This is a genomic window from Streptomyces spiramyceticus, from assembly GCF_028807635.1.
Taxonomy (GTDB): Bacteria; Actinomycetota; Actinomycetes; order Streptomycetales; family Streptomycetaceae; genus Streptomyces; species Streptomyces spiramyceticus.
This window is the reverse complement of the sequence record NZ_JARBAX010000001.1, coordinates 3,720,901-3,746,831: the sequence shown is the minus strand read 5'-3', so window position 1 is coordinate 3,746,831 and position 25,931 is coordinate 3,720,901. Positions and strand designations below refer to the sequence as shown.

The window sequence follows — 25,931 nt, the reverse complement described above, 5'->3', positions numbered from 1 at the left end:
GACGCAGGTTCCGGTGAGCCGGCATATTTTCCCGGAGTACGCCGAAAATTACGCGCCGAATGCCTTGACTTTACCCTTCACGGGCTTCGCACCGGCGAGCAAATGTGCAGGGACAAGATCACGGGCGGGCTCCGAATAGCCGACCGAAACGATCTTGTCGTCCTTGAAGGTGAAGCTGGTGAGCGAGGCGAGCGTGCACTGCCGCCTGCGCGGGTCGTGCCACAGCCGCCGGCGCTCGGCGAAGCTCCGCACGATCCAGATCGGCAGCTGATGGCTGACGGCCACGGCCTCGTGCCCGCGCGCCGCGTCGCGCGCCGCGGTGAGGGCGCCCATCATCCGTACGACCTGCTCGATGTACGGCTCGCCCCACGACGGCTGGAACGGGTTCATCAGGTGCTTCCAGTTGGCGGGCCTGCGCAGCGCGCCGTCGCCGACCCCGAAGGTCTTCCCCTCGAAGACATTGGCCGCCTCGATGAGCCGGTCGTCGGTGACGATGTCGAGCCCGTGCGCCTTGGCGATCGGCGCCGCGGTCTCCTGGGCGCGCTCCAGCGGGGACGAGACGACGTGCGTGATGTCGCGCCCTTCGAGGTGCGCGGCGACCCGGTCGGCCATCTGCCGGCCGAGCTCGGAGAGGTGATACCCGGCCCTGCGCCCGTACAGAACGCCGTCCGGATTCTCCACCTCGCCGTGGCGCATCAGGTGGACGACGGTGATCTCGCTCATGCGGTGGCCTCCGCTGCGGCACGGGCGGCGGCGGGCAGCGCGTCGGCGATGCGCGCGAGCGCCTGCTCGTCGTGGGCGGTCGAGACGAACCAGGACTCGAAGGCGGAGGGCGGCAGGTAGACACCGCTCGCCAGCATCGAGTGGAAGAAGGCGGTGAAGCGGAAAGCTTCCTGCTTCTTGGCGTCGTCGTAGTTCCGCACGGCGTCGTCCGTGAAGAAGACGGAGAACATGTTGCCGGCCGTCTGGAGCCGGTGCGCGACGCCTTCCTTGGTGAGCGCCCCGGTGACGAGCCCCTGGATCTCCGCCGATACGGCATCGACCTTCGCGTACGCCGCGTCGTCGAGGAGACGCAGCTGAGCGAGACCGGCGGCTGTGGCAACGGGGTTGCCGGAGAGCGTTCCGGCCTGGTACACGGGGCCCACGGGCGCGAGGTACGCCATGACGTCGGCCCGCCCGCCGAACGCGGCGGCCGGGAATCCGCCGCCCATGACCTTGCCGAAAGTCATCAGGTCGGGTGCGACGCCGTCGATGCCGTACCAGCCGGCCCGGCTGGTACGGAAGCCGGTCATGACCTCGTCGGAGATGTACAGCGCGCCATTGGCCGCGCACACCTCCTTGAGCCCGGCGTTGAAGCCGTCCGCCGGCGGGACGACGCCCATGTTGCCCGGCGACGCCTCGGTGATGACGCAGGCGATCTCGCCGGGGTGTGCGGCGAAGGCGGTGCGTACGGCCTCGATGTCGTTGTACGGCAGCACGATCGTGTCGCCGGCCTGGGCGCCGGTCACGCCGGGTGTGTCGGGCAGCGCGAAGGTCGCGAGGCCGGAGCCGGCGGCGGCGAGCAGCGCGTCCACGTGCCCGTGGTAGCAGCCGGCGAACTTCACGATCTTCGCCCGGCCGGTGAAGCCGCGGGCGAGCCGGATGGCCGACATCGTCGCTTCGGTACCGCTCGACACGAGCCGCACCTGCTCGACGGGCTCGATCCTGGCGACGATCTCCTCGGCGAGCGCGACCTCGCCCTCGCCGGGCGTGCCGAAGGACGTGCCGCGCGCGACGGCCTCCTGGACGGCGGCGATGACCTCGGGGTGGGAATGGCCGAGAATCATCGGCCCCCAGGAACACACGAGGTCGACGTACTCACGGCCGTCGGCATCGGTGAGGTACGGACCGGCACCGGACACCATGAACCGGGGCGTACCGCCCACGGCTCGGAAGGCGCGTACTGGAGAGTTCACACCCCCAGGGGTCACGAGGGACGCGCGGTCGAAAAGCGTCTGCGAAACTGGGGCGTCGTATTCGTACGGATAGCTCACACAAGCCATGGTGTCAGAGCCTCGGGCGGTCTTGCGGACTGGTGTTTCACGGCGCCGACGTGGGGGAGGTCACTGACACGATGATCGGGTTGCGCGGCCTGTGCCGCGAGTGGTCGGGTGGGGATATGCATCGCGGTGGCGGACTGGGCGAGGGGACCGACGACCTGGGTCCCGAGCGGGCCCAGCACGACCTGGGTTCCGAGCGGACCCAGCGCGACCTGGGTCCCGAGCGGACCCAGCGCGGCCGGCACCGGCGTGAGCGGGAACGCGAGAGCGAACGCGAGCGCGAGAGTGAACGCGTGGCGAACGTGGCGAAGTCGGACACGGGAAACAGGAGTGGCCGAGTGGGGGTGACCTACAAATACTTCGGCGCCCCGAACGGAGCCACCGCTGCCCAGGTGCCCATCTCGATGCGCCCGGAGGAGCTGGGCGGTGACGAGCTCGGCATGGGCGGCATGTTCACCAAAATCAAGCCGGAGACGGTGGCCGCGATGGTCCTCACCGGCATCGAAGGCATACCTCTCCACAAGGTCCCGCCGCTGGAGCTGGTCGTACTCCACCCCGACTACGCCGTCGTGAAACTCCCCATGACGGTCGTCGATCCGCTGCGCGGCATCGGCGAGGAGTCGGTGGGCGCCGCGGCCTTCATCTGGTCGACGGTCCCGGACCGCGGAGGGCCGCGGGACGCGTACAACGTCTACCAGCTGCTCCACGAGTGGCAGGACTTCAGCCACCGACTGCACGAGGCGGGGCATCAGCCGTACTGCCTGGTGTGGCCCTGAGCAGCAGCGACCTGAGCAGCGCCTCGTCCTGCGACGACAGCGCGGACACGAAGCTGGACAGCACCGCGTCGCGGTCGTCCCGCTGGTCCAGTAGCCGTCGCATCCGCAGCGCGGTGAGCCCGGCACTGTCCGCCACCGGCTGCCACACGATGGGGCGCCCGGCGCTGCTGCGGGTGACGGCGCCCTTCTCGTAGAGGCGGGTCAGGATCGTGATGACCGTGGTGTACGCCAGGTCCCCGTCGAGGCGTGCCTGCACCCAGGCGGCGGTGGCCGGTTCCCGCGCCGTGCCCAGGACCGACAGCACCTGCGCCTCCAGCGCGCCCTGAGCCCGGCGGCGCGCACGGGGCTCCCTGGGCTCGCAGGGCTCACGGCCCGGGGTCTCCTTGTCCGCGCTCATACGCCGGCCCCTTCCCGTACTGCCCGTACTGCCGCCCATGTCGCTCGGGCGACGGGGCATCGTACCGGCGGCCCGGCCCGGGGCCTACATTGCGCCCATGAATCCGAACGGGACGATCGGCTTCTGGGATCAGACCTGGCACGGCGAGGCGGTGTACGAGACGGGCTGGAGCGTGCTGCCCGAGTTCCAGGGCCGGGGCATCGCCGCGGGCGCGACCGCCGCGGCGATCGAGCTGGCGAGGGCGGAGGGCAGGCACCGGTTCCTGCACGCGTTCCCGTCGGTCGGCAATGCCGCGTCGAACTCGCTGTGCGGGAAGGCGGGCTTCGAACTGGCCGGACCGTGCGACTTCGAGTTTCCGCCAGGCAACATCATGCGGTGCAACGACTGGCGACTCGACCTGACCGCGTAACCGCGCAACTCCCGGCCGGCCGGTCAGCGAGTCAGCGAGTCAGCCGCCAACCCGGTCAGCGGGCCCCGAGCCTGCGCACCCTCGTGGCGACATAGCGGAAGTTGTCCTGCTCCGCCTCCTCGTAGTCGAATTCGACCCGGTCGCCCTCGCTCAGCTCCCGGAAGCCGTCGGCCTCTATCGCGCTGAAGTGGACCCAGGCGTCGAGGCCGTCGGGAAGGGACGGGGAGGAGATCGCTCCCCAGCCCTTCTCCTCCTTGTAGAACTTCACGATTCCAGTAGCCATGGCGCCATCAGAGCGGAGATCCACTCGTCGGCACAAGCGCCTTTCCGGACCAGCGGCACACAACCGCCTTCGTCCGCCGCTCCGCCGGAAAGACCTGGCTGGGGCAGGTGCCGCAGTGGCATGCTGGCGGCGTGAACGGACCGGAGATCCACCTCAGCGTCGCCCCCGAACTGCACCTCTTCGTCGCAGCGGAGCGGCGCGGTGGGCGTACGCCGCTGACCACCGACGGGGCCTCGACGCTCGGCCACGCCGTCGAGTCCCTCGGCATCCCGCTCACCGAGGTGGGCCGGCTGGTGGTCGACGGCCGCGAGGTCCCGTTCTCGCACATCCCGGCGGCCGGCGAGAGCGTGGACGTACGCCCGAAGGAGCGACCGCAAAAGGTGCCGGGCGCCCCGCTGCGCTTCCTCCTCGACGTACACCTCGGCACGCTCGCCCGGCGGTTGCGGCTGCTGGGCGTCGACGCGGCGTACTTCAGCGAGGACGTCGGCGACGCTGCCCTGGCCGCGTACTCCGCACGCGACCGGCGCGTACTCCTGTCACGGGACCGGGGGCTGCTGCGGCGCCGCGAGCTCTGGGCCGGCGCGTACATCTACAGCGACCGGCCCGACGACCAACTCGCCGACGTGCTGGGCCGGTTCACACCCCCACTGGCCCCCTGGACGCGCTGCACCGCCTGCAACGGCGACCTCAAGGACGCGACCAAGGAAGCCGTCAGCGCCTTCCTCGAAGGCGGTACCCAGCGCTCGTACGACGTCTTCGCGCAGTGCACGGCCTGCGACCGGGTGTACTGGCGGGGCGCACATCACGCGCACCTGGAGAAGATCGTCGAAGACGCGGTGAGCGCCTTCGGCAACGCGGCCTCACAGGCACGCTGAGTCCCGCCAGGGCAACACGACCTAAGGCCGCTCCGCCGTCAGATAGCGCTGCACCGTCGGCGCCAGCCAGGAGATCACCTCTTCCCGCGACATCTCCACGGCGGGCGGCAGCCGCAGCACATACCGCGCCATCGCCATGCCCAGAATCTGCGAGGCGACCAGGGCGGCGCGCGTCGGCGCCTCGGCGGGATCGGGACACACACCGGCCGCGACGGGCCCGAGCTGCTCCCGGAATATCGCCTGCATGCGCTCGGCCCCCGCCGCATTGGTGACCCCGACACGCAGCAGTGCGGTCAGCACCTCGTCCGCTTCCCAGCGGTCGAGGAAGTGGCTGACGAGAGCGGCACCTACGTGCTTGCCCGGCAGCGCGCCCAGCTCCGCCAAGTCCGGCATCCGCAGGTCGAATTCGGACGCCGCGGCGAACAGCCCCTCCTTGTTGCCGTAGTAACGCATCACCATCGAGGGGTCGATCTCCGCGTCGCGCGCGATGGCGCGAATGGTGGCACGCTCGTACCCGTCGGCGGCGAACCGCTCTCGGGCGGCGTCGAGGATCGCCGCCTTGGTGGCGTCGGAGCGGCGGGGCGGGCTGGGAGCATCGGTCATGCCAACAAATGTAGGCCAACACTCGTTGACGCGCCACCCCCCGAAAGAAGTAAACGCCGGAAGAAACGCTCAGCAGTCGCCCCACCACCCCATGACACGCTGAACGGATGCTCATCGCACGCTCCGCCGCCCTCTTCCTCCTCGCCGCCCTCCTCGAAATCGGCGGCGCCTGGCTCGTCTGGCAAGGCGTACGCGGCGGTGACGCACGAAACGACGGCCGCGGCTGGGTCTGGATCGGCGCCGGAGTCGCCGCCCTCGGCGCGTACGGATTCGTGGCCACGCTCCAGCCCGAGGGCGAATTCGGCCGCATCCTCGCCGCGTACGGCGGAGTCTTCGTAGCGGGCTCCATCGCCTGGGGCATGGTCGCCGACGGGTACCGGCCCGACCGCTGGGACGTCGCCGGAGCCCTGGTCTGCCTGGCCGGGATGGCCCTGATCATGTACGCACCACGCGCCCGCTGAGCCAGCTAGCCTGGCCCCATGTCTACGCCTATCGCCGTCATCACCGGAGCGAGCAGCGGCATCGGCGCGGCCACGGCCCGCCAACTGGCCGCCGCCGGCTACCGCGTCGTCCTCACCGCCCGCCGCAAGGACCGCATCGAGGCTCTGGAGGCGGAGCTCACCGCGGCAGGCCATCAGGCGACGGCGTACGCCCTGGACGTCACCGACCGCGCGGCGGTCGACGAATTCGCCACCGCATTCCGCACCCTCGCGGTACTCGTCAACAACGCGGGCGGAGCGCTCGGCGCGGACCCCGTCGCCACCAGCGACCCCGCCGACTGGCGCCAGATGTACGAGACGAACGTCATCGGCACCCTCAACCTCACCCAGGCCCTGCTCCCAGCCCTCACCGCGAGCGGCGACGGCACGGTCGTCGTCCTCTCCTCCACGGCGGGCCTCTCCACGTACGAGAACGGCGGCGGCTACGTGGCCGCCAAGCACGGCGCCCACGTCCTCGCCGAGACGCTCCGCCTGGAGATCGTCGGCACCCCGGTCCGCGTGATCGAGATCGCCCCCGGCATGGTCAAGACCGAGGAATTCGCGACGACGCGCTTCCGCGGCGACACCGAGAAGGCCGCGAAGGTCTACGCGGGCGTGGCCGAGCCGCTCACCGCCGACGACGTGGCGGAGACCATCGCTTGGGCCGTCACCCGCCCGCCGCACGTCAACGTCGACCTTCTGGTGGTCCGCCCACGCGCCCAGGCCTCCAACACAAAGGTCCACCGAGAACTGACCTGACCCAACAGCCCGAACAGCCGAAAGTGCGGCGGTGGATGATCACCGCCGCACTTTCATGTGGTCCTGGATCTGATCAGTGACCGTCAGCCGCATGGACGTGTCCGCTAACGGCTGAGCACATCAATGAGACGCGTTTCAGCTGATCAGACCGCCGGTCTTGAGCTGCTTCACGTCATCGGTGTTGCAGGCCGCGTAGTTGTTGCCGATGGTCCCGTGGATGACGCCGCCCATCCACGGGGCAGCGCAGTTCAGGTCGGCGTACACGAGGGGAGCGCCGTTCTGGTTGATCAGGGCGTACTGCGTCCCCGCTTCGACGTTGCCGAACTCACGGCCGAAGTCGCTGGCCGCCATGGCCGGGGCGGCACCGGCGCCGACCACGGCGCCGGCGGCGGCGAGGGTGATAAGGAGCTTGCGCATGAAGAGTTCTCCTTGGATTGAGCGCCAGGCCTCGGGGTTTCGAGCCGGCTCTGCCCCCAACAACGAGCCTGTCCAGGCCCGGTGGCGCGATCTCCCTCGGATGGCTCTAGACGAAAAGCGCAGGACAGGGCCGTCCGAGTGACAGACAGTAACGGTTTGGTGGCGCACCGCGTTGAGGCTGGCGACCCGTCGGCACGCCTGGTTTCTTTCCGACAAGGCCGACTCCTGACCGAAAGAGAACACCACATGCGCAAGCTCCTCATTGGCATCGCCGCCGCAGGCGCCATCCTCGGCGCCGTCAGCCCTGCCGTCGCAGCCGACGGATACGGGGGCAGCAACGGCAACGGCAACAGCAACGGCAAGAGCAACGGCAAGACGAAGGACTTCGGCCGTGAGTTCGGGGACGTCGAGGTCGACAAGCAGATCGCCCTGATCAACCAGAACGGCGCGCCCCTCGTATACGCCGACCTGAACTGCGCGGCTCCCTGGATGGGCGGCGTCATCCACGCCACCATCGGCAACCAGTACGCGGCCTGCAACACCGGCAAGGTCACGCAGGCCAAGACCGGCGGACTGGTCAGCTGAGACCTCGTCCGACCCGCGGCAGTTCCTGCCCGCAGAGGTATCGGCCACCCCTCCACCCGTCTCGGGCGCGTGGAGGGGTGGCCGTTTGCGTGCCACGATCACACGGAGAGCAGCACACGAAGAGCAGAGCCTCAGCCCTTGACTCTCAGCCCTTCACACAGATGACCTGCTTCAGCTTGGCGACGACCTCCACCAGGTCCCGCTGCTGGTCGATGACCCTCTCGATCGACTTGTACGCCCCCGGGATCTCGTCCACGACGCCCGAGTCCTTACGGCACTCCACACCCCGCGTCTGCTCCTCCAGGTCCCGCGTCGAGAAGCGCCGCTTCGCCGCACCGCGGCTCATCTTGCGACCCGCCCCGTGCGAGGCCGAGTTGAACGACTTCTCGTTCCCCAGGCCCTTCACGATGTACGAACCCGTCCCCATGGACCCCGGAATGATCCCGAAGTCGCCGGAGCCCGCCCGGATCGCGCCCTTGCGCGTCACCAGCAGGTCCATGCCGTCGTACCGCTCCTCCGCCACGTAGTTGTGGTGGCAGGAGATGACGGAGTCGAAGGTCACCTTGGCCTTCCTGAACTCCCGCCGGACGACGTCCTGGAAGAGCCCCATCATGATCGAGCGGTTGTACTTCGCGTACTCCTGCGCCCAGAAGAGGTCGCTCCGGTACGCCGCCATCTGCGGGGTGTCGGCTATGAAGACCGCCAGGTCACGGTCGATCAGACCCTGGTTGTGCGGCAGCTTCTGGGCCTCGCCGATGTGGAAGTCGGCGAGCTCCTTGCCGATGTTCCTGGAGCCGGAGTGCAGCATCAGCCAGACGGAACCCGACTCGTCGAGACAGAACTCGACGAAGTGGTTTCCTGATCCGAGCGTCCCCATCTGCTTCACGGCCCGCTCCTGACGGAACTTGACCGCGTCCGCGATTCCGTCGAACCGTGCCCAGAAGTCGTCCCACCCCGCCGTCGGGAAGCCGTGCAGCCGTCCCGGATCGACCGGGTCGTCGTGCATCCCCCGCCCCACCGGAATCGCCTGCTCGATCTTCGACCGCAGCCTCGAAAGATCACCGGGGAGGTCGTTCGCCGTCAGCGACGTCTTCACCGCCGACATGCCGCAGCCGATGTCGACACCGACAGCCGCCGGGCAGACCGCCCCGTGCATGGCGATCACGGAGCCGACCGTCGCGCCCTTGCCGTAGTGGACGTCCGGCATGACCGCGAGGCCCTTGATCCAGGGCAGGGTGGCCACGTTCCGGAGCTGGTCCATCGCGCCGCTCTCGACCGTCGCCGGGTCCGCCCACATCCGGATCGGAACCTTCGCGCCAGGCACCTCTACATACGACATAACTGCTCAATTCCCCCGAAATCCGATGAACCGCAAATCTGGCACCAAGGACCGCGAAAGAGACAGCGGACCGGCGTTCTTGCCAGTGCGTGCGATACACATTGTGTCCACCGGCCGCCATCGAGCGGCAACCGATTTCCTATCGAAGGGAGCCTGGAACCGTGCAGCGAAAGGTGTACGTACCCGGCGTCGCGCTCCTCGCGGCGCTCGCCGCCGGCTGCACCGGCGGCTCCGGTACCGACGGCTCCACCGCCGACTCCAAGGCGGGCGAAACCAGCACGGCCGCCGCAGCCCCCGGCAAGTACCGCACGCTCCGCGAGCCCTGCGGCGCCGTCGACCGGGGCACGCTGCGCGACCTGCTCCCCGGCGCCGCGACGCTGCCCGAGGAGCAGCGCGAGAAGGTGTACGCCGGTACGGCCGCCGTGACGTACGACACGGACCGGCGGGTCGCATGCCGCTGGAAGGCGGACTCACCGGACGCAACGCACCACCTCCTGGTCGACTTCGAGCGCGTCGTGTCGTACGACACCGCCGTCAGCGACGACGACCGCGCCAAGGAGGTGTACGCGAGGCAGGAGGCGGCGGCCGACCTTCCCTCCCCCACAGTGAGCGAGGAGGGCGAGGAAGGCTCGTCACCCAGCACCAGCACCTCCCCCTCGACCTCCGCGTCCAAGCCGGCCAAAAAGGACGACGCGAAGGGCAACGAAAACGGCGACGCGAAGACCGAAGAGGGCGAATCAGGGTCCCCGAGCAGCTCTCCCGCCACCCCCGAGGGCCTCGAACCCCGCACCCTCGCCGGCCTGGGCGACTCCGCCTTCCTGAATGATGTCCTGGTCCGTTCCGGTTCGACCGCGCAGAGCCGTACCGTCAGCGTGGTCTTCCGTACCTCGAACGTGATCGTGACCGTCCAGTACAGCGCACACCCCGCGCTCACCACCGATGTCCCCGACAGCAAGGAACTGCAGGAGAAGACGCAGGCCGTGGCCCGCAACCTCGCCGAGCAGTTCAGCGATTAGCGAATAGCGAACAGTCCCCATGAGCGAAGGAACCATGCACCGATCAGCCCCGCGACTCTCTCGCGTTCTGGCCTGCGCAGCCGTCCCGGTGATGCTCGTCGCCGCCGGCTGCTCCTCGGACTCCGACGGCAAGAAGGACGCGTCCCCGTCCGCCAGTGCCTCGGCCTCGGCATCGCCGACCGTCAAGCCCGCCGCTTACTCCAAGCTGCCCCAGCCGTGCAAGTCGATCAAGCAGAAGACGGTCGACTCGCTCGTGCCGGAGGCGAAGGACAAGTCCGGCACGGCCGACAAGTCGAACGACATCTCCACGCGCGGCGGCTGTTCCTGGAACGGCCTGGACAACAAGGGTGTGAAGGGGTCCCAGTACCGCTGGCTGTCCGTGTCCTTCATGCGGTACGACTCCGACCAGACCCGCGGCTCCGGCGACAAGCTCGCCGGTGAGTACTACGCGAGGCAGGTCGAGGCCACGACCGGGACCGACGGCGCGAAGAAGGTCAAGAACGCGCCCGCCGCAGGCATCGGCGACGAGGCGACGACCGTCACGTACGACCTGCGGAAGACGAACGCAGACTTCAAGTACGCCACGATTGTGACTCGTACCGAGAACGTGGTCGCCACTCTCGTCTACAACGGCGCCGGCTACCAGAGCGCCAAGTCCCCCGACGGCGCCGACCTGCTGAAGGACGCTCAGAAGGCGGCCAAGGAGGTCGTGGCCTCGGTCGCCGCCGCCAATAAGTAGGGCGTGGAAGGAAGTAGTACGTAGCGGCTGATTTCCGGCCCGTACCGGAGCCCGGTCTTCCCCTTGAAGGCCGGGCTCCGCCCGTACCCGCGCAACGCGGCCCGCACACATGTGCCAGGCTGACCCCCGCCAGGTTCCACGTACGGGAGGGGATCGCGGGTGGCCGCGATGCAGTTGACACGCACGCACCGCATATTGATCGGTGTTGTCGTCACCGGAGCGGTGATCATCGCCGCCATCGGTTTCGCGGGCTCGTACGCCGCGGTCCGCGAACTCGCGGAGGAGAAGGGCTTCGGCGACTTCTCGCTCGTCTTCCCCATCGGCATCGACGCGGGCATCTGCGTCCTGCTGGCGCTGGACCTGCTGCTGACCTGGATGCGGATCCCGTTCCCGCTGCTGCGCCAGACGGCGTGGCTGCTGACGGCCGCGACGATCGCCTTCAACGGCGCGGCGTCGTGGCCGGACCCGCTGGGCGTGGGCATGCACGCCGTCATCCCGATCCTCTTCGTGGTCTCGGTCGAGGCGGCGCGGCACGCGGTCGGCCGGATTGCCGACATCACGGCGGACAGGCACATGGAGGGCGTACGCCTGACGCGCTGGCTCCTGTCGCCGGTGCCGACGTTCAAGCTGTGGCGGCGCATGAAGCTGTGGGAACTCCGCTCGTACGAGCAGGTCATCAAGCTTGAGCAGGACCGCCTGATCTATCAGGCGCGGCTACAGGCCCGGTACGGCCGGGGCTGGCGCCGCAAGGCCCCTGTCGAGTCGCTGATGCCACTACGCCTCGCGCGCTTCGGCGTGCCGCTCGCGGAAACGGCCCCGGCGGGGCTGGCGGCGGCGGGCATAGAACCGGCACTACTGCCGCCCGCTCCGCAACCGCCGGCACAGGACCCACCGGCACTGACGCCCCAGCCGCACCCGCAGCCGGAGCTGGAAGCACCGCTGGAGGCCGTCGAACAACACGAGCAGGAGCTCCAGGAAGAGCCGCCGCAGGAGGGCCCCGGCGCGCACGAGAGCCCCTGGTTCGCGGCGCCGCAGGTGCAGCAGGAGCAGTACGACCCGCCGTACGCGGAGGCCGACCCCGCACCGGTGATGGTCCCTGCGGGCCCCGGCCGGACGCGTCCGCTGGGCGGCATCCCGGGCCCGCGCCACGAGCGGAACCCTGCCGCGTCCGTGGAGGAACAGTACGAGGAGCAGTACGAGGAGGAGTACGAGCCCGAGGAGCGGTACTACGACGCGTTCCGCAGGTACGTCGGCGACTACGGCACGGTTCCCTCCCCCGGCGCGTTCGGCTCGTACATCCAGGACCTGGGCACCGAGCCCCCGCCCCTCAACGAACTGTCCGACTACGCCAAGCGTTTCCAGGTCCGCTACCAGCAGCAACTCGACGCTGAACACATTGCCTGAGCCCCGCATCCCACCACGCGAAAGGGCCGTCACCCCGGCAACCCGGGAATGACGGCCCTCACCGCAAGAGCTACGCCCCCAAAAGCTTCCGCACCCGCTCCGCCCCCACCGCAAGCAGCAGCGTAGGCAGCCGTGGCCCGGTGTCGCGCCCGACCAGCAGCTGATACAGCAGCGCAAAGAACGACCGCTGCGCAACCTTCAGCTCCGGCGTCGGCTTCGCGTCCGGCGCCAGTCCCGCCATCACCTTCGGCACGCCGTAGACCAGCGTCGTAAGCCCGTCCAGCGACCAGTGCGAGTCGAGCCCTTCGACGAGCAGCCGCAGCGACTCCCGCCCCGCCTCGTCCAGCGAGCCAAGCGTCCCGACGTCCGGCTCGCTGCGCACAACCGTGCGCTGCTCCGCCGGAACCTGCGTGGTGATCCAGTTCTCCGCACGGTCGAGCCGCGGCCGCACCTCGTCCAGCGACGAGACCGGGTTCGCCGGGTCCAGCTCGCTCAGGATGCGCAGCGCCTGGTCCGCGTGCCCGGCGGTGATGTCCGCCACCGAGGCCAGCGTCCGGTACGGCAGCGGCCGCGGCGTGCGCGGCAGCTCACCGGCGGCGGTCCTGACCGCACGCGAGTACGCCGCAGCGTCCGCCGGCAGCACCGTGCCCTCGGCGACCTTCTTCTCCAGTGAGTCCCACTCGTCGTACAGCCGCTGGATCTCCTGGTCGAAGGCGATCTTGAAGGACTGGTTGGGCCGGCGCCGCGCGTACAGCCAGCGCAGCAGCGGCGCCTCCATGATCTTCAGCGCATCGGCAGGCGTAGGCACACCGCCCTTCGACGAAGACATCTTCGCCATCCCACTGATCCCCACGAACGCATACATCGGCCCGATCGGCTGCACACCGCCGAAGACCTCGCGCACGATCTGTCCGCCCACCACGAACGACGACCCCGGCGACGAGTGGTCGACACCGCTCGGCTCGAAGATCACGCCCTCGTACGCCCAGCGCATCGGCCAGTCGACCTTCCAGACCAGCTTGCCGCCGTTGAACTCGCTCAGCAGCACGGTCTCGGAATGCCCACAGACACACACATACGACAGAGCAGTGCTCTCGTCGTCGTACGCCGTCACCGTAGTGAGGTCCTTGCCACACACACTGCAGTACGGCTTGTACGGGAAGTACCCCGCCCCGCCACCACTGCCGTCGTCCTCGTCCGCCGCACCGGACCCCTCAGCGGCTTCCAGCTCGGCCTCGTCGACCGGCTTCTGCCCCTGCTTCTTGCCGGCGCCGGGCTTGACCTTCGTCCGGTACCGGTCGAGCACGGCGTCGATGTCGCCACGGTGCTTCATCGCGTGCAGGATCTGCTCGCGGTAGACCCCGCTCGTGTACTGCTCGGTCTGGCTGATCCCGTCGTACTCGACACCCAGCTCGTCGAGCGCCGCCGTCATGGCCGCCTTGAAGTGCTCGGCCCAGTTCGGGTACGCCGACCCGGCCGGTGCGGGCACCGACGTCAGCGGCTTGCCGATGTGCTCGGCCCACGACTCGTCGATCCCCGGCACACCCGCCGGCACCTTCCGGTACCGGTCGTAGTCGTCCCACGAAATCAGGTGCCTGACCTCGTACCCACGTCGCCTGACCTCGTCCGCGACGAGGTGCGGGGTCATGACCTCGCGGAGATTGCCCAGGTGAATGGGGCCCGACGGGGAAAGACCGGACGCGACGACGACCGGTTTCCCAGGCGCACGTCGCTCCGACTCGGCGATGACCTCGTCCGCGAAACGGGAGACCCAGTCGGTCTCGGTGCTGCTCTGAGCCACGGTCGGCACGTCCTTCTTTCTTGCTTCATTCCCGAAAGCTGGCAACAGCCATTCTCCCAGACGAAACGAGCACGTCCGGGGTTGCCTTTATACGAGACGACTGGCCCCCACCCCCCATGAAATACTCACTCCACCAATCAACTTTCCTCTCAACAGGAACGGCAGCTCATGGCCTCGGTCCATTCCCTCGCTTCGACCGTCAACCAGCGCGTCGCGGACGCCCTCTCGGCAGCCCTGCCGGAGGCCGGCGTCGCCGACCCGCTGCTGCGCCGAAGCGACCGGGCCGACTTCCAGGCCAACGGGATCCTCGCCCTCGCCAAGAAGGCCAAGGCGAACCCGCGCGAGCTGGCCGGCCAGGTCGTCGCCGCGCTCCCCGCCGGTGACGTGATCAAGGACATCGAGGTCTCCGGCCCCGGCTTCCTCAACATCACGATCACCGACCGGGCCATCATCGAGACCCTCGCGGCCCGCGCCGCCGACGACCGTCTCGGCGTGTCCCCGGCCGAGAAGCCCGGCACGACCGTCATCGACTACGCCCAGCCGAACGTCGCCAAGGAGATGCACGTCGGCCACCTCCGCTCCGCCGTGATCGGCGCTGCTGTGGTCGAGATCCTGGAGTTCATGGGCGAGAAGGTCGTACGCCGCCACCACATCGGCGACTGGGGCACCCAGTTCGGCATGCTCATCCAGTACCTGATGGAGCACCCGCACGAGCTGGACCACAAGGGCGGCGAGGTCTCCGGCGAGGAGGCCATGTCGAACCTCAACCGGCTCTACAAGGCCGCGCGTGTCCTCTTCGACTCCGACGAGGAGTTCAAGGCCCGCTCGCGCGACCGCGTCGTGGCCCTCCAGTCGGGCGACGAGAAGACGCTGGAGCTCTGGCACCGCTTCGTCGACGAGTCGAAGATCTACTTCTACTCGGTCTTCGACAAGCTCGACATGGAGATCCACGACGAGGACGTCGTCGGCGAGTCCGGCTACAACCACATGCTCGACGAGACCTGCGACCTCCTGGAGGAGTCGGGCGTCGCCGTCCGCTCCGAGGGCGCGCTGTGTGTCTTCTTCGACGACATCAAGGGCCCGGACGGCAACCCGACCCCGCTGATCGTGAAGAAGTCGAACGGCGGCTACGGCTACGCCGCCACCGACCTCTCCGCCGTCCGCGACCGCGTCAAGAACCTCGGTGCGACCACGCTGCTGTACGTCGTGGACGCCCGCCAGTCCCTGCACTTCCGGATGGTCTTCGAGACGGCCCGCCGGGCGGGCTGGCTGAACGGCGAGACCACCCGGGCGGTGCAGCTCGCCTTCGGCACGGTCCTCGGCAAGGACGGCAAGCCGTTCAAGACCCGTGAGGGCGAGACGGTGCGCCTGGTGGACCTCCTCGACGAGGCGATCGAGCGGGCGACGGCCGTTGTACGCGAGAAGGCGCAGGATCTCACGGAGGAGGAGATCGCCGAGCGCGCCACGCAGGTGGGCATCGGCGCGATCAAGTACGCGGACCTGTCCACGTCGGCGTCCCGCGACTACAAGTTCGATCTGGACCAGATGGTGTCCCTGAACGGTGACACGAGCGTCTACCTCCAGTACGCGTACGCCCGTATCCAGTCGATCCTCCGCAAGGCGGGCGACCGGAAGCCCGCAGCCCACCCGGCTCTCGAACTGGCCCCGGCGGAGCGCGCACTCGGCCTGCACCTCGACCAGTTCGGGGAGACGCTGGCCGAGGTCGCGTCGTCGTACGAGCCGCACAAGCTGGCGGCGTACCTCTACCAGCTGGCGTCGCACTACACGACGTTCTACTCGGAGTGCCCGGTCCTCAAGGCCGAGACTCCGGAGCAGGTCGAGAACCGCCTCTTCCTGTGCGACCTGACGGCCCGCACGCTCAACAAGGGCATGGCACTCCTCGGCATCCGGACCCCCGAGCGCCTCTGATCACGCGCCTCTGATTCACAACGTGGAAGGCCCCCGCCGGTGCGTACCGGCGGGGGCCTTCCGCGTCGGGCCTCAGATCAGCGGCTCAGATCAACAGCTCAGATCAGTGGCTTCGACGGTTTGCCCCTGACTTCGTCTATCTCCGTGTGGGCCTTGCGGAGCATCTGCGAGGCGAGGTCCATGAGCGCGCGTGCGCCCGCGATCTCTTCACCGACCCGCAGCTGCGGTGGGTCGGAGGGGTGACGCTGGGCGTTGCCGTGGGCGCGGAATTCCGTGCCGTCGGTGAGCCTCACCATGGCGGCTGCCCTGGTCTTGTCACCCTCCTCCTGGAACTCCATGTCAACGTGCCATCCGACGAGTGTGTGCATGACGCCACCTCCAGTACGTCTTCCAGCGTGCGCCGCCGGAGCTCTGATCACCACTCCCAGCCGGTCACTTACCAAAAGGTGTGTACTCCACAAAATTGTAGGTACTTGTCGCTTTCTCCGCACCGGGCAAGAGTCGGAAGCGAGCCACTCGGCACACCAATCCTGGTACCCAGCCACAGGGAGCACACCCATGCCCGCGCCCACTTCCTCCCCCGCCCCGGTCTCTGTCCTGGGCCTCGGCCTCATGGGCAGGGCGCGGAGTACCTCGACGGCGGGATCATGGCCGTACCGCAGATGATCGCGGGCCCGGGCGCGTACATCCTCTACAGCGGCCCGCAGCACACCTTCGAAACCCACGAGGCAACCCTCGCCGCCCTGGCCGACACCAAGTACGTCGGCACCGACCCCGGCCTGGCCGCCCTGTACGAGCCCCTCCAGGGCCTGCTCGACCGTTCCGTCGCCGAGGGCCACGCCGCCGACGGCCTATCGCGCCTCATGGAGCTTCTCAGGCAGAGCTGATCCCGAACTCGCACCAGGCGATCTTCCCCGGGTCGCGCACCCCGACCCCCCACTTGTCGGCCAGCACCTCGACGAGCAACAGCCCCCGCCCCGACTCCCCGTCCGGCTCCCGCAGTCGGGGCCACCCGTCCCCGCTGTCATGCACCTCGATACGCAACACAGCGTCGCCGTACCGCAGATGCACCCGGAAGCCTCGCCCCACCGGAACCCCATGCAGCAGCGCATTGGTGGCGAGCTCGCTCACGCACAGCAATACGTCGTCCGAGCGGGCACCGAGGCCCCAGTCTTCGAGAGCCCATAGTGCGAATGCCCTGGCAGCAGGGACGGATCGCCGGTCTCGCCGGAAGAACTTCTCGCGCAGCAAGGGAAGTTGTTTCGTCTCGTTCACGGTACGAGCGTCACTCCTTGTGACTACCGTGATGTAGTTCGCGCACCCGTACAACAATTCCGTACGGGTTCCTTAGGCGTGACGTACGGACAGGGATGGGGAGTTGGAGAGTCATGCACCCCAGGAAGCGGCAGCGGAAGAACGCGTCGGCGATGAAGCTTGTGGGCGCGCTGGTGGCCCGTTTCCGGGAAGCGTCCGGGCTCACCCAGCGCGGACTGGCCGAACGGGTCCGCCTCCACGAGGAGACGATCGCCTCGGTCGAGCAGGGCAGGCGACCACTCAAACCGGATCTGGCCAGGCTGCTGGACGAGGTCCTGGACACGAAGCAGGCGCTGGAGACTGCGGTGGACAACATGCCGGAGATCGATCTGATTCCGGCGTGGGCGGAGCAGTACATGGACTTGGAGCGCGAGGCGATCGCACTCTCGTGGTTCGAGAACCAGGTGCTGCCGGGCCTGCTCCAGACGCAGAGTTACGCCCGCGCGGTCTTCCGCAGCAAGGTCCCCATCATGTGCGAAGACGAAATCAATGCCCAGGTGACAGCCCGCCTGGCACGCCAGGAGATCCTGCACCGCACGGTCCCCCCGACTGCCAGCTTCATCATCTCCGAGGCAATCGTGCGGGACCGCCTTGGGGGCGACGAGGTGTACGCGGAAACCCTCCGCCACCTCCGCACGTGCGCCGACCTCCCGGGTATCACGCTCCAGATCATGCCGCTCGGCCGCCAGACACATGCCGCACTCGACGGCCCGTTCATCCTCCTGGAAACACCGGACCATCAGCATCTTGCCTACACCGAGACCCAGCGTGGCAGCCAGCTCATCACTGACCCAAATGAGGTCAGCATCCTGGCGCAGAAATATGCGATGCTGCGAACGCAGGCCCTCAACCCCGAGGAAACGAAGGGCCTGTTGGACCGGCTGCTAGGAGAGCAATGAGCACCGCACTTGAGTGGTTCAAGTCCAGCTACAGCGGCAGCGAAGGCGGCGCCTGCCTTGAAGTCGCCTATGCATGGCGCAAGTCCAGTTACAGCGGCGACGAAGGCGGCGCATGCGTCGAAGTCGCCACCCACCCCACGGCCGTCCACGTACGCGACTCCAAGATCCCCGACGGCCCCACCCTCACCCTCGCCCCCACCACCTGGGCCACCTTCACGAAAGCCCTGATCTGACGCAAAAGGCACGCGACAGCGCTCCCCCCGCCGCAGCAGAATCGCCACGGCACGCTAAAACCGCCGCATCACAGGGGGACCCATGCGACCCATGCGCTTCCGTGTGCTCGGCCCTGTCGCCGTCCACGAAGGGCCGCACCCCATATCGCTGTGCGGCGGCAAGCAAGCCGCACTGCTCGCGGTACTCCTGAGCCGCGCAAACACTGTGCTGCCGAGGAACACGCTCATCGACGCGCTGTGGGCGCCCGAGCCGCCGCCGTCCGCCGCCGACATGCTCCGCTGGCACGTCCACAAGCTGCGCAAGGCGCTCGGCGAGGAGCGGCTGACCACCGCACCGTCCGGCTACGCCCTGACCGCAGCCCCGGACGAGATCGATGCCCAGCGCTTCGAGACGACGTACGCACACGCACGGCACCTGCTCGCGCAAGGCGACCCCGTACGCGCGGGCGCGGCCCTTCAGGACGCCCTCTCCCTCTGGTACGGCCCGGCCGCCTACGGCGACGTCGACAATCCCATGGTCCATACGGAGGCGACCCGCCTCCACGAGCTGCGTCTGGCGGCCTGTGAGCAGCTGGCGCACGCCGACCTCGCGACCGGTCAGGACACCAGCGCCGTGGCGAGGCTGCGTCCGCTGGTCGCGGAGAACCCGTTCCAGGAACGGTTCCGCGCCCAGCTCATGCTGGCACTGTGCCGGTCGGGCCGCCGGGCCGAGGCACTCGATGTGTTCCACGACGGCCGCCGGCTCCTGGACGAGGAACTGGGGCTGCGGCCGTGCCCCGAACTCCTGCGCCTCCAGCACTCCATCCTGATAGGCGAAACCGAACAGGCCGCCACCTGAACAGGTGGCGGCCTGCGGGGGAAAGAACCCTTCTAGCAGTTGCGCACGGAGTGGACGGGGGTCCAGTTCCCAGACCTGTCGTAACTGCGCGCGCCCGGCGTGGTGTAGATCAGGCTGCCGGAGCCGTTGTACATCTTGGCCCGCGTACCGGACGACTGGTTGTTGTCCCACGAACCATTGCCGGTCCAGGGGATGTTGTAGCTGCGGCAGGTGTACATGTTGATCTGGCTGCCGGTGAAGTTCTCGCCGCTGTAGGCACAGAAGCGGAGGTACGCGCAGGGCGCGCGCGTACCCACGGGCGCGCCCAGATCGCGGGCGTACGTCTCACCCGGCACGACGACCGTGAGCTCGGCGCCCGACCCCAGCAGGATCTTGTTGGGTGCGGTCTGGACCCCGCCCGTACGCTCCTTGAACGCATCGACCCTGGCCTGCAGCCCCTCCGTCTGCCCGGCGCTCAGCCCGGCGGTCCTCGCCTGGGCCGCGAAGTCCGGCCCGGCCACTGCTGCCGCCGGGTTGGCACTGATCAGACCCGCGACGAGGACGACGAAGATGCCGACCAGTGCGGTGAGGATGCGAGCGGTCCCCCGGTGCTCGGAAGTTCGTTGCTGTGACACAGAAGCTTCCCTCCCACGTCTCTACGAAGTGCAGGACGCGGGAAACGCTCGCAGCCGCCTGTTGTGGGCCCGTTGTACTTGCGTTGTCTACGCGCGCCCGAGGCCCCGCGCGACTTCGGTCGCCCAGTAGGTCAGGATCATGTTCGCGCCGGCGCGCTTGATCCCGGTGAGGCTCTCCATGATCGCCTTCTCGCGGTCGATCCAGCCACGCTCGGCGGCCGCCTCGATCATCGCGTACTCGCCACTGATCTGGTACGCCGCAACCGGCACGTCCACGGCCTCCGCGACCTTCGCGAGCACATCCAGGTAAGGCCCGGCAGGCTTGACCATCACCATGTCGGCGCCCTCGTCGAGGTCCAGCGCGAGCTCGCGCATGGACTCGCGGAGATTCGCCGGGTCCTGCTGGTAGGTCTTGCGGTCACCCTGCAGCGAGGAACCGACCGCCTCGCGGAAGGGCCCGTAGAAGGCGGACGAGTACTTGGCCGTATAGGCCAGGATCGCCACATCCTCCTTGCCGATGGTGTCCAACGCATCGCGGACGACACCGACTTGGCCGTCCATCATGCCGCTCGGTCCCACGACATGCGCGCCCGCGTCGGCCTGGACCTGCGCCATCTCGGCGTACCGCTCCAGGGTGGCGTCGTTGTCGACACGCCCGTCGGCATCCAGGACACCGCAGTGCCCGTGATCGGTGTACTCGTCGAGGCAGAGGTCGGACATGATGACCAGGTCGTCGCCCACCTCGGCCCGCACCTCGCGCAGCGCGACCTGAAGGATCCCCTCGGGATCGGTCCCCGCAGTCCCCGCGGCGTCCTTCTTCGCGTCCTCGGGCACGCCGAAGAGCATGATCCCGGCGACACCGGCCTCGACGGCTTCGACGGCCGCCTTGCGCAGGGTGTCGAGGGTGTGCTGGTAGACGCCCGGCATGGCCGAGATGCCCACGGGCGCGCTGATCCCCTCACGTACGAACGCCGGCAGGATCAGATCGGCCGGATGCAGGCGGGTCTCGGCGACCATGCGCCGCATGGCGGGGGTGGTGCGCAACCGACGGGGCCGTGCCCCGGGAAAGGATCCGTACACAGTCATGCCAAACACGCTACGCCGCCGGAGCGACCCCTTTTACCGTCACGCCGTCGGCACGCGTCGGCACATGTCGGCACAGTGGGGCGGAGCCTCAGCCCCGCCCCACCCGCACCACGCCTACGTAGTACGACGCCGCCGAGACCCCGGCCGCCGCTCACTGGGCCGGGTCACATGCTCCCCCGCCTCAACCGCCGCCATCCGCCGCTGCGCCCCGAACTCGGCGAGCGCCTCCGCCAGCTTGTGCACGGACGGCTCCGGCGAAAGCACATCGACCCGGAGCCCGTGCTCCTCCGCGGTCTTCGCCGTCGCAGGACCAATGCACGCAATCACCGTCACGTTGTGCGGCTTACCCGCAATGCCCACGAGGTTGCGGACCGTACTCGACGACGTGAACAGCACCGCATCGAAGCCGCCCCCCTTGATCGCCTCCCGCGTATCGGCCGGCGGCGGCGACGCACGCACGGTCCGGTAGGCGGTGACGTCGTCGACCTCCCACCCGAGCTCGATCAAGCCGGCCACCAGCGTCTCGGTCGCGATGTCGGCCCGCGGCAGGAAAACACGGTCGATCGGATCGAAAACGGGGTCGTAGGGCGGCCAGTCCTCCAGCAGCCCCGCAGCCGACTGCTCACCACTCGGCACGAGATCCGGCTTCACACCGAACTCGACCAGCGAGGCGGCCGTCTGCTCGCCCACGGCAGCGACCTTGATCCCCGCGAAAGCACGGGCATCGAGCCCGTACTCCTCGAACTTCTCCCGGACGGCCTTGACCGCATTCACGCTCGTGAAAGCGATCCACTCGTACCGCCCGGTGACGAGCCCCTTGACTGCCCGCTCCATCTGCTGGGGCGTGCGCGGCGGCTCGACAGCGATCGTCGGCACCTCGTGCGGCACGGCCCCGTAAGACCTGAGCTGGTCGGAGAGCGACGCCGCCTGCTCCTTCGTACGCGGAACGAGCACCCGCCACCCGAACAGCGGCTTCGACTCGAACCACGACAACTGCTCACGCTGAGCAGCGGCGCTGCGCTCACCGACCACGGCTATGACGGGCTGGTGACCGTCAGGCGACGGCAGCACCTTGGCCTGCTTCAGAACCTGGGCGACCGTGCCGAGGGTCGCGTTCCAGGTGCGCTGCCTGGTCGTCGTACCGGCCACCGTCACGCTCATCGGCGTATCGGGCTTGCGACCGGCCGAAACGAGCTCTCCCGCAGCCGCCGCCACGGAATCCAGCGTCGTGGAAACAACAGCCGTGGCGTCGCTGGACCCGATCTCGGCCCAGCATCTGTCGTCCGCGGTACGGGCATCCACGAAGCGCACATCGGCGCCCCGCCCGTCGCGCAGCGGCACACCGGCGTACGCGGGCACGCCGACGCCCGACGCGATGCCGGGCACGACCTCGAAGGGGATGCCTTCGGCGGCGCAGGCGAGCATCTCCTCGCCGGCGTTGCCGTCGAGGCCGGGGTCGCCGGAGACCGCACGGACGACCCGCCTGCCGCTCCTCGCGGCCTCCATGACAAGATTGACCGCATCCCTGATGGCGGGGATTCCGGCGGCAGTTGACGCATCGTCAATCACCGTCAGCTGCGGCGTGCTTACGCCCGCCCTAACATGAGTGCGTACGACATCGAGCACATGGGGCTCGGCGATCAGGACGTCCGCGCTCGCCAGCGCCTCGACGGCACGCAAGGTCAGCAGACCCGGATCACCGGGCCCGGCGCCGAGGAATGTGACGTGTCCTGATACGGAGAACGCCGAAGGTGCAGAGGTGGGGCTCATTGTGCTCGCTCCCCCATAAGACCGGCCGCACCCTTCGCGAGCATCTCGTCCGCGAGTTCGCGTCCGAGAGTGATCGCGTCGTTGTGCGACGTGGGTACGGGACCGGTGGTGGACAGCTGCACCAGCGTGGAACCGTCGGTCGTGCCGACGACACCCCGCAGGCGCATTTCGTTGACAACCTGTCCGTCGGCCAGCAGGTCGGCCAGTGCACCCACAGGTGCACTGCAACCGGCCTCCAGGGCGGCGAGCAGGGATCGCTCGGCGGTCACGGCGGCCCGCGTGTGCGGGTCGTCGAGCTCGGCGAGCGCGGCAGCGAGGTCGACGCTCGTGGCGGCGCACTCGATTGCCAGGGCCCCCTGGCCGGGGGCGGGCAGGACCATGTCGACCGAGAGGAACTCGGTCACCTCGTCGGCCCTGCCGATGCGGTTGAGGCCGGCGGCGGCCAGGACCACCGCATCCAGTTCCCCGCTCCGTACGAATCCGACACGAGTGTCGATGTTGCCGCGGATCGGCACGGTCTCGATGTCGAGGCCGTGGCTGCGCGCGTACGCATTGAGCTGCGCCATGCGGCGCGGCGATCCGGTGCCCACGCGGGACCCGGCCGGGAGCTGGGTGAAGGTGAGCCCGTCGCGCGCGACGAGGACGTCACGCGGATCCTCCCGCTTCGGCACGGCGGCCAGCGTGAGGTCGTCCGGCTGCGCGGTCGGCAGATCCTTGAGGGAGTGCACGGCGAAGTCCACCTCACCCCTCAGCAGCGCGTCGCGCAGAGCGGTGACGAACACACCGGTGCCGCCGATCTGCGCGAGATGCTCGCGCGAGACGTCTCCGAACGTGGTGATCTCCACCAGCTCGACGGGGCGCCCCGTGATCTGGCGCACCGCCTCGGCGACGTGTCCGGACTGGGCCATGGCGAGCTTGCTGCGCCTGGTCCCAAGCTTCAAGGCATTGGTCATGCCCGCCCTCGATTCCCACCGTCGGTGTCGTTCAGGTCGGCCCGGCTGACGGCGGCAACCGTCTGCGGGTCGAGGTCGAAGAGTTCGCGCAGCGCGTCCGCGTACCCGGCGCCGCCGGGCTCGCTCGCGAGCTGCTTGACCCGCACGGTGGGCGCGTGCAGGAGCTTGTCGACGACGCGGCGCACGGTCTGCGTGATCTCGGCGCGCTGCTTGTCGTCCAGTCCGGGAAGCCGGCCTTCGAGCCGGGTGACCTCGTTCGTCACCACGTCGGCGGCCATGCTGCGCAGGGCCACGACCGTGGGCGTGATCTGCGCGGCGCGCTGGGCGGCGCCGAAGGCCGCGACCTCGTCGGACACGATGGTCCGCACCTGGTCCACATCGGCGGCCATCGGCGCGTCGGCGGAAGCGTCGGCCAGCGACTCGATGTCCACGAGCCGTACACCGTCGAGCCGGTGCACGCCGCCGTCGATGTCCCGCGGCATGGCGAGGTCGAGCAGCGCGAGCCGGGTGGGCCCACGACGGGGTACGCCGCCCTGCTCGCGTACGCGGCCCTGCATGACGGCGGTGCCGTTGTCGGCCCAGGCGCCGTGCAGTTCGAGCGAACCGGCGTCGGTGCTCTGCCGGGCCTGCGGCACGGCGGCACCGGAACCGGCCTCGGCCCGGGCCTCGGCGTCGAGCGGGCAGCCAGGCGCCACATCGGCACCATCCGACGCACCAGCACCATGAGCCACCGGCGTCTCCGCACGGTCCCGGCCACGATCCCGCGTCGCCACGTCGAGCGACACGCCGAGCGCCGTCGCGACGCTCTCGGCCGTCAGGACGAGACCGGTCGCACCGGTGCACGACACGGCGATGTCGACTCGTGTCAGCTCCCGTGCCACATCGGCCATCGGCACCGCACGCGCCACGCCACCGGACTCCGTGAGGATCTCCGCCAGCCGCTCGGCCCGCGCCTGAGTGCGGTTGGCGATGACGACCTCGGCCACTCCGGTACGTAGGAGCGTCGCCGCGGCCAGCGAGGACATCGAGCCCGCGCCGATCACCAGCGCGCGCTTGCCCGCCGTCCACTCGTCGACCGGCTCACCGGCCGCGAGCTGCTCAAGACCGAAGGTGACGAGCGACTGCCCGGCCCGGTCGATGCCGGTCTCGGAGTGCGCCCGCTTGCCGACGCGCAGCGCCTGCTGGAAGAGGTCGTTGAGGAGCCGGCCCGCGGTGTGGAGCTCCTGCCCCAGCGCGAGCGCGTCCTTGATCTGGCCGAGGATCTGGCCCTCGCCCACGACCATCGAGTCCAGCCCGCACGCCACCGAGAAGAGGTGGTGGACGGCCCGGTCCTCGTAGTGCACATAGAGATACGGAGTGAGCTCTTCGAGCCCGACGCCGCTGTGCTGCGCGAGCAGCGTGGACAGCTCGGCGACACCGGCGTGGAACTTGTCCACGTCGGCGTACAGCTCGATGCGGTTGCACGTCGCGAGTACGGCGGCCTCGACCGCCGGCTCCGAGGCGAGCGTGTCCTGCAGGAGCTTGGCCTGCGTATCGGCAGCCAGCGACGCCCGCTCCAGCACACTGACCGGAGCGCTGCGGTGACTCAGCCCGACAACCAGAAGACTCATGCCGGCATCACGGCGGGGACGTCCCCGTCGGGTCCCTTCCGGCTCGCGGCCGAACCACCACGTATGGCCGGCGGCGTGCCCGCCGCCTCGGCCGCGGCTTCCTCGCCGGCCTTGCGCTGCTCGTGGAAGGCAAGGATCTGGAGCTCGATGGACAGGTCCACCTTGCGCACGTCGACACCGTCCGGCACGGACAGCACGGTGGGCGCGAAGTTCAGGATCGAGGTCACACCGGCGGCGATGAGCCGCTCGCTGACCTGCTGGGCGGCGCCGGCCGGGGTCGCGATGACGCCGATGGAGACGCCGTTCTCCTCGATGATCTTTTCGAGATCGTCGGTGTGCTGCACCGGCATCCCGGCGACCGGCTTTCCGGCCAGCGCGGGGTCGGCGTCGAGCAGCGCGGCGACACGGAAACCACGGGAGGCGAAGCCGCCGTAGTTGGCGAGCGCGGCGCCGAGGTTACCGATACCGACGATGACGACCGGCCAGTCCTGAGTGAGGCCCAGCTCACGGGAGATCTGGTACACGAGGTACTCGACGTCGTATCCGACCCCACGCGTCCCGTAGGACCCGAGGTACGAGAAGTCCTTCCGCAGCTTCGCGGAGTTGACCCCGGCGGCGGCCGCGAGCTCCTCGGAGGAGACCGTGGGCACCGAGCGCTCGGAGAGCGCGGTCAGGGCGCGCAGATACAGCGGAAGGCGGGCGACGGTGGCCTCGGGAATGCCTCGGCTACGGGTCGCCGGTCGGTGTGTTCGGCCAGTTGCCAC

At 69.0% G+C, this 25,931-nt stretch carries 29 protein-coding genes and 1 pseudogene; 14 read left to right on the top strand and 16 right to left on the bottom strand.

Translation table 11 applies throughout. The features are described 5' to 3' along the window. Window positions 1-48: 48 nt before the first annotated feature. On the bottom strand, window positions 49-723 hold the full coding sequence (locus PXH83_RS17095; RefSeq protein WP_274561283.1) for a histidine phosphatase family protein: 675 nt from the start codon (window positions 721-723) through the stop codon (window positions 49-51). After that, complete coding sequence (gene hemL, locus PXH83_RS17090) at window positions 720-2,042, bottom strand: glutamate-1-semialdehyde 2,1-aminomutase (protein WP_274561282.1); 1,323 nt, start codon at window positions 2,040-2,042, stop codon at window positions 720-722. Before hemL ends, PXH83_RS17095 begins: the two co-directional genes overlap by 4 nt. Before the next feature lie 116 nt (window positions 2,043-2,158). On the opposite strand from hemL, the gene PXH83_RS17085 reads away from it, so the two are divergent. Then, window positions 2,159-2,815, top strand: coding sequence for a hypothetical protein (locus PXH83_RS17085; protein WP_274562863.1), 657 nt, complete (start codon window positions 2,159-2,161; stop codon window positions 2,813-2,815). Here the strand turns inward: PXH83_RS17085 and PXH83_RS17080 are convergent. Then, entirely contained in the window at window positions 2,760-3,212 is a 453-nt protein-coding gene (locus tag PXH83_RS17080) for a BlaI/MecI/CopY family transcriptional regulator (protein WP_274561281.1), read from the bottom strand. The two genes, PXH83_RS17085 and PXH83_RS17080, sit on opposite strands and share 56 nt — an antisense overlap. Window positions 3,213-3,249: 37 nt before the next feature. Between PXH83_RS17080 and PXH83_RS17075 the strand changes: the two genes are divergently transcribed. Continuing rightward, window positions 3,250-3,621, top strand: coding sequence for a GNAT family N-acetyltransferase (locus PXH83_RS17075; protein WP_420803227.1), 372 nt, complete (start codon window positions 3,250-3,252; stop codon window positions 3,619-3,621). A 55-nt stretch (window positions 3,622-3,676) separates the two neighbouring features. Here PXH83_RS17075 and PXH83_RS17070 read toward each other — a convergent pair whose 3' ends face one another. Next, window positions 3,677-3,904: a cold-shock protein gene (locus tag PXH83_RS17070; RefSeq protein WP_274561280.1), complete on the bottom strand. Its 228-nt coding sequence runs from the start codon at window positions 3,902-3,904 to the stop codon at window positions 3,677-3,679. Between the two features lie 131 nt (window positions 3,905-4,035). On the opposite strand from PXH83_RS17070, the gene PXH83_RS17065 reads away from it, so the two are divergent. Beyond that, window positions 4,036-4,779, top strand: a complete 744-nt coding sequence (locus PXH83_RS17065; protein ID WP_274561279.1) for a Mut7-C RNAse domain-containing protein — start codon at window positions 4,036-4,038, stop codon at window positions 4,777-4,779. 21 nt (window positions 4,780-4,800) lie between these two features. On the opposite strand, the gene PXH83_RS17060 is transcribed toward PXH83_RS17065, so the two are convergent. Then, window positions 4,801-5,382: a TetR/AcrR family transcriptional regulator gene (locus tag PXH83_RS17060; protein WP_274561278.1), complete on the bottom strand. Its 582-nt coding sequence runs from the start codon at window positions 5,380-5,382 to the stop codon at window positions 4,801-4,803. Between the two features lie 107 nt (window positions 5,383-5,489). Here PXH83_RS17060 and PXH83_RS17055 point away from each other — a divergent pair, with 107 nt between their 5' ends. Together PXH83_RS17055 and PXH83_RS17050 are read left to right on the top strand one after the other, a co-directional pair. Further along, window positions 5,490-5,843 carry a YnfA family protein gene (locus PXH83_RS17055; protein WP_274561277.1) on the top strand — a complete coding sequence of 118 codons (354 nt, stop codon included), beginning with the start codon at window positions 5,490-5,492 and terminating at the stop codon, window positions 5,841-5,843. Between the two features lie 18 nt (window positions 5,844-5,861). Then, window positions 5,862-6,620, top strand: coding sequence for an SDR family NAD(P)-dependent oxidoreductase (locus PXH83_RS17050; RefSeq protein ID WP_274561276.1), 759 nt, complete (start codon window positions 5,862-5,864; stop codon window positions 6,618-6,620). A 135-nt stretch (window positions 6,621-6,755) separates the two neighbouring features. Here PXH83_RS17050 and PXH83_RS17045 read toward each other — a convergent pair whose 3' ends face one another. Further along, a complete protein-coding gene (locus PXH83_RS17045) occupies window positions 6,756-7,037 on the bottom strand; it encodes a hypothetical protein (protein WP_274561275.1) in 282 nt (93 codons plus the stop codon). A gap of 246 nt (window positions 7,038-7,283) precedes the next feature. Here PXH83_RS17045 and PXH83_RS17040 point away from each other — a divergent pair, with 246 nt between their 5' ends. Next, a complete protein-coding gene (locus tag PXH83_RS17040; protein ID WP_274561274.1) occupies window positions 7,284-7,622 on the top strand; it encodes a hypothetical protein in 339 nt (112 codons plus the stop codon). A 145-nt stretch (window positions 7,623-7,767) separates the two neighbouring features. On the opposite strand, the gene PXH83_RS17035 is transcribed toward PXH83_RS17040, so the two are convergent. After that, window positions 7,768-8,961, bottom strand: coding sequence for an RtcB family protein (locus PXH83_RS17035; RefSeq protein WP_274561273.1), 1,194 nt, complete (start codon window positions 8,959-8,961; stop codon window positions 7,768-7,770). 161 nt (window positions 8,962-9,122) lie between these two features. Between PXH83_RS17035 and PXH83_RS17030 the strand changes: the two genes are divergently transcribed. The 3 genes from PXH83_RS17030 (at window position 9,123) to PXH83_RS17020 (ending at window position 12,120) form a co-directional block, all read left to right on the top strand. Beyond that, window positions 9,123-9,977, top strand: coding sequence for a DUF3558 domain-containing protein (locus tag PXH83_RS17030; RefSeq protein WP_274561272.1), 855 nt, complete (start codon window positions 9,123-9,125; stop codon window positions 9,975-9,977). A 34-nt stretch (window positions 9,978-10,011) separates the two neighbouring features. Then, window positions 10,012-10,716 (top strand): DUF3558 family protein, encoded by a 705-nt coding sequence (locus PXH83_RS17025; RefSeq protein ID WP_274562861.1) that lies wholly within the window; start codon window positions 10,012-10,014, stop codon window positions 10,714-10,716. 159 nt (window positions 10,717-10,875) lie between these two features. After that, a complete protein-coding gene (locus PXH83_RS17020) occupies window positions 10,876-12,120 on the top strand; it encodes a DUF2637 domain-containing protein (protein WP_274561271.1) in 1,245 nt (414 codons plus the stop codon). Between the two features lie 70 nt (window positions 12,121-12,190). Here the strand turns inward: PXH83_RS17020 and lysS are convergent, their stop codons facing one another. Beyond that, complete coding sequence (gene lysS, locus PXH83_RS17015; RefSeq protein WP_274561270.1) at window positions 12,191-13,930, bottom strand: lysine--tRNA ligase; 1,740 nt, start codon at window positions 13,928-13,930, stop codon at window positions 12,191-12,193. A gap of 159 nt (window positions 13,931-14,089) precedes the next feature. On the opposite strand from lysS, the gene argS reads away from it, so the two are divergent. Then, window positions 14,090-15,850: an arginine--tRNA ligase gene (argS, locus tag PXH83_RS17010; RefSeq protein ID WP_274561269.1), complete on the top strand. Its 1,761-nt coding sequence runs from the start codon at window positions 14,090-14,092 to the stop codon at window positions 15,848-15,850. Between the two features lie 98 nt (window positions 15,851-15,948). Here argS and PXH83_RS17005 read toward each other — a convergent pair whose 3' ends face one another. After that, window positions 15,949-16,218, bottom strand: coding sequence for a DUF1876 domain-containing protein (locus PXH83_RS17005; RefSeq protein WP_274561268.1), 270 nt, complete (start codon window positions 16,216-16,218; stop codon window positions 15,949-15,951). Window positions 16,219-16,467: 249 nt separating this feature from the next. On the opposite strand from PXH83_RS17005, the pseudogene PXH83_RS32740 reads away from it, so the two are divergent. After that, a pseudogene (locus PXH83_RS32740) lies at window positions 16,468-16,647 on the top strand (NAD(P)-dependent oxidoreductase); the annotation flags it as partial. 76 nt (window positions 16,648-16,723) lie between these two features. Here the strand turns inward: PXH83_RS32740 and PXH83_RS16995 are convergent. Then, the gene (locus PXH83_RS16995) at window positions 16,724-17,125 is read right to left on the bottom strand and encodes an ATP-binding protein (RefSeq protein ID WP_274561266.1); all 402 of its coding nucleotides are present in this window, start codon (window positions 17,123-17,125) and stop codon (window positions 16,724-16,726) included. Between the two features lie 113 nt (window positions 17,126-17,238). Between PXH83_RS16995 and PXH83_RS16990 the strand changes: the two genes are divergently transcribed. The 3 genes from PXH83_RS16990 (at window position 17,239) to PXH83_RS16980 (ending at window position 19,134) form a co-directional block, all read left to right on the top strand. Then, a complete protein-coding gene (locus PXH83_RS16990; RefSeq protein ID WP_274561265.1) occupies window positions 17,239-18,063 on the top strand; it encodes a helix-turn-helix domain-containing protein in 825 nt (274 codons plus the stop codon). Then, a complete protein-coding gene (locus PXH83_RS16985) occupies window positions 18,060-18,296 on the top strand; it encodes a DUF397 domain-containing protein (RefSeq protein ID WP_274561263.1) in 237 nt (78 codons plus the stop codon). Before PXH83_RS16990 ends, PXH83_RS16985 begins: the two co-directional genes overlap by 4 nt. A gap of 82 nt (window positions 18,297-18,378) precedes the next feature. Further along, window positions 18,379-19,134 (top strand): AfsR/SARP family transcriptional regulator, encoded by a 756-nt coding sequence (locus PXH83_RS16980; RefSeq protein WP_274561260.1) that lies wholly within the window; start codon window positions 18,379-18,381, stop codon window positions 19,132-19,134. A gap of 32 nt (window positions 19,135-19,166) precedes the next feature. Here the strand turns inward: PXH83_RS16980 and PXH83_RS16975 are convergent, their stop codons facing one another. The 6 genes from PXH83_RS16975 to PXH83_RS16950 all read right to left on the bottom strand — a co-directional run bounded on the left by PXH83_RS16975 (window position 19,167) and on the right by PXH83_RS16950 (window position 25,931). Then, entirely contained in the window at window positions 19,167-19,748 is a 582-nt protein-coding gene (locus tag PXH83_RS16975; protein ID WP_274561258.1) for a hypothetical protein, read from the bottom strand. 87 nt (window positions 19,749-19,835) lie between these two features. Then, the gene (gene hemB, locus PXH83_RS16970) at window positions 19,836-20,834 is read right to left on the bottom strand and encodes a porphobilinogen synthase (RefSeq protein WP_274561257.1); all 999 of its coding nucleotides are present in this window, start codon (window positions 20,832-20,834) and stop codon (window positions 19,836-19,838) included. A gap of 114 nt (window positions 20,835-20,948) precedes the next feature. After that, a complete protein-coding gene (locus PXH83_RS16965) occupies window positions 20,949-22,604 on the bottom strand; it encodes a bifunctional uroporphyrinogen-III C-methyltransferase/uroporphyrinogen-III synthase (protein ID WP_274561256.1) in 1,656 nt (551 codons plus the stop codon). Continuing rightward, window positions 22,601-23,557: a hydroxymethylbilane synthase gene (gene hemC, locus PXH83_RS16960; protein WP_274561255.1), complete on the bottom strand. Its 957-nt coding sequence runs from the start codon at window positions 23,555-23,557 to the stop codon at window positions 22,601-22,603. The genes PXH83_RS16965 and hemC overlap by 4 nt, the downstream gene beginning before the upstream one ends. Then, complete coding sequence (locus PXH83_RS16955; protein ID WP_274561253.1) at window positions 23,554-25,167, bottom strand: glutamyl-tRNA reductase; 1,614 nt, start codon at window positions 25,165-25,167, stop codon at window positions 23,554-23,556. Before PXH83_RS16955 ends, hemC begins: the two co-directional genes overlap by 4 nt. After that, window positions 25,164-25,931: a redox-sensing transcriptional repressor Rex gene (locus PXH83_RS16950; RefSeq protein ID WP_274561252.1), complete on the bottom strand. Its 768-nt coding sequence runs from the start codon at window positions 25,929-25,931 to the stop codon at window positions 25,164-25,166. Before PXH83_RS16950 ends, PXH83_RS16955 begins: the two co-directional genes overlap by 4 nt.

Bases quoted from the DNA above. Each gene is read 5' to 3' on its own strand.
- PXH83_RS17095 (WP_274561283.1), bottom strand. From the start codon at position 723: ATGAGCGAGATCACCGTCGTCCACCTGATGCGCCACGGCGAGGTGGAG.
- hemL (WP_274561282.1), bottom strand. From the start codon at position 2,042: ATGGCTTGTGTGAGCTATCCGTACGAATACGACGCCCCAGTTTCGCAG.
- PXH83_RS17085 (WP_274562863.1), top strand. From the start codon at position 2,159: ATGCATCGCGGTGGCGGACTGGGCGAGGGGACCGACGACCTGGGTCCC.
- PXH83_RS17080 (WP_274561281.1), bottom strand. From the start codon at position 3,212: ATGAGCGCGGACAAGGAGACCCCGGGCCGTGAGCCCTGCGAGCCCAGG.
- PXH83_RS17075 (WP_420803227.1), top strand. From the start codon at position 3,250: ATGTCGCTCGGGCGACGGGGCATCGTACCGGCGGCCCGGCCCGGGGCC.
- PXH83_RS17070 (WP_274561280.1), bottom strand. From the start codon at position 3,904: ATGGCTACTGGAATCGTGAAGTTCTACAAGGAGGAGAAGGGCTGGGGA.
- PXH83_RS17060 (WP_274561278.1), bottom strand. From the start codon at position 5,382: ATGACCGATGCTCCCAGCCCGCCCCGCCGCTCCGACGCCACCAAGGCG.
- PXH83_RS17055 (WP_274561277.1), top strand. From the start codon at position 5,490: ATGCTCATCGCACGCTCCGCCGCCCTCTTCCTCCTCGCCGCCCTCCTC.
- PXH83_RS17050 (WP_274561276.1), top strand. From the start codon at position 5,862: ATGTCTACGCCTATCGCCGTCATCACCGGAGCGAGCAGCGGCATCGGC.
- PXH83_RS17045 (WP_274561275.1), bottom strand. From the start codon at position 7,037: ATGCGCAAGCTCCTTATCACCCTCGCCGCCGCCGGCGCCGTGGTCGGC.
- PXH83_RS17040 (WP_274561274.1), top strand. From the start codon at position 7,284: ATGCGCAAGCTCCTCATTGGCATCGCCGCCGCAGGCGCCATCCTCGGC.
- PXH83_RS17035 (WP_274561273.1), bottom strand. From the start codon at position 8,961: ATGTCGTATGTAGAGGTGCCTGGCGCGAAGGTTCCGATCCGGATGTGG.
- PXH83_RS17025 (WP_274562861.1), top strand. From the start codon at position 10,012: ATGCACCGATCAGCCCCGCGACTCTCTCGCGTTCTGGCCTGCGCAGCC.
- argS (WP_274561269.1), top strand. From the start codon at position 14,090: ATGGCCTCGGTCCATTCCCTCGCTTCGACCGTCAACCAGCGCGTCGCG.
- PXH83_RS17005 (WP_274561268.1), bottom strand. From the start codon at position 16,218: ATGCACACACTCGTCGGATGGCACGTTGACATGGAGTTCCAGGAGGAG.
- PXH83_RS16990 (WP_274561265.1), top strand. From the start codon at position 17,239: ATGCACCCCAGGAAGCGGCAGCGGAAGAACGCGTCGGCGATGAAGCTT.
- PXH83_RS16985 (WP_274561263.1), top strand. From the start codon at position 18,060: ATGAGCACCGCACTTGAGTGGTTCAAGTCCAGCTACAGCGGCAGCGAA.
- PXH83_RS16980 (WP_274561260.1), top strand. From the start codon at position 18,379: ATGCGACCCATGCGCTTCCGTGTGCTCGGCCCTGTCGCCGTCCACGAA.
- hemB (WP_274561257.1), bottom strand. From the start codon at position 20,834: ATGACTGTGTACGGATCCTTTCCCGGGGCACGGCCCCGTCGGTTGCGC.
- PXH83_RS16965 (WP_274561256.1), bottom strand. From the start codon at position 22,604: ATGAGCCCCACCTCTGCACCTTCGGCGTTCTCCGTATCAGGACACGTC.
- hemC (WP_274561255.1), bottom strand. From the start codon at position 23,557: ATGACCAATGCCTTGAAGCTTGGGACCAGGCGCAGCAAGCTCGCCATG.
- PXH83_RS16955 (WP_274561253.1), bottom strand. From the start codon at position 25,167: ATGAGTCTTCTGGTTGTCGGGCTGAGTCACCGCAGCGCTCCGGTCAGT.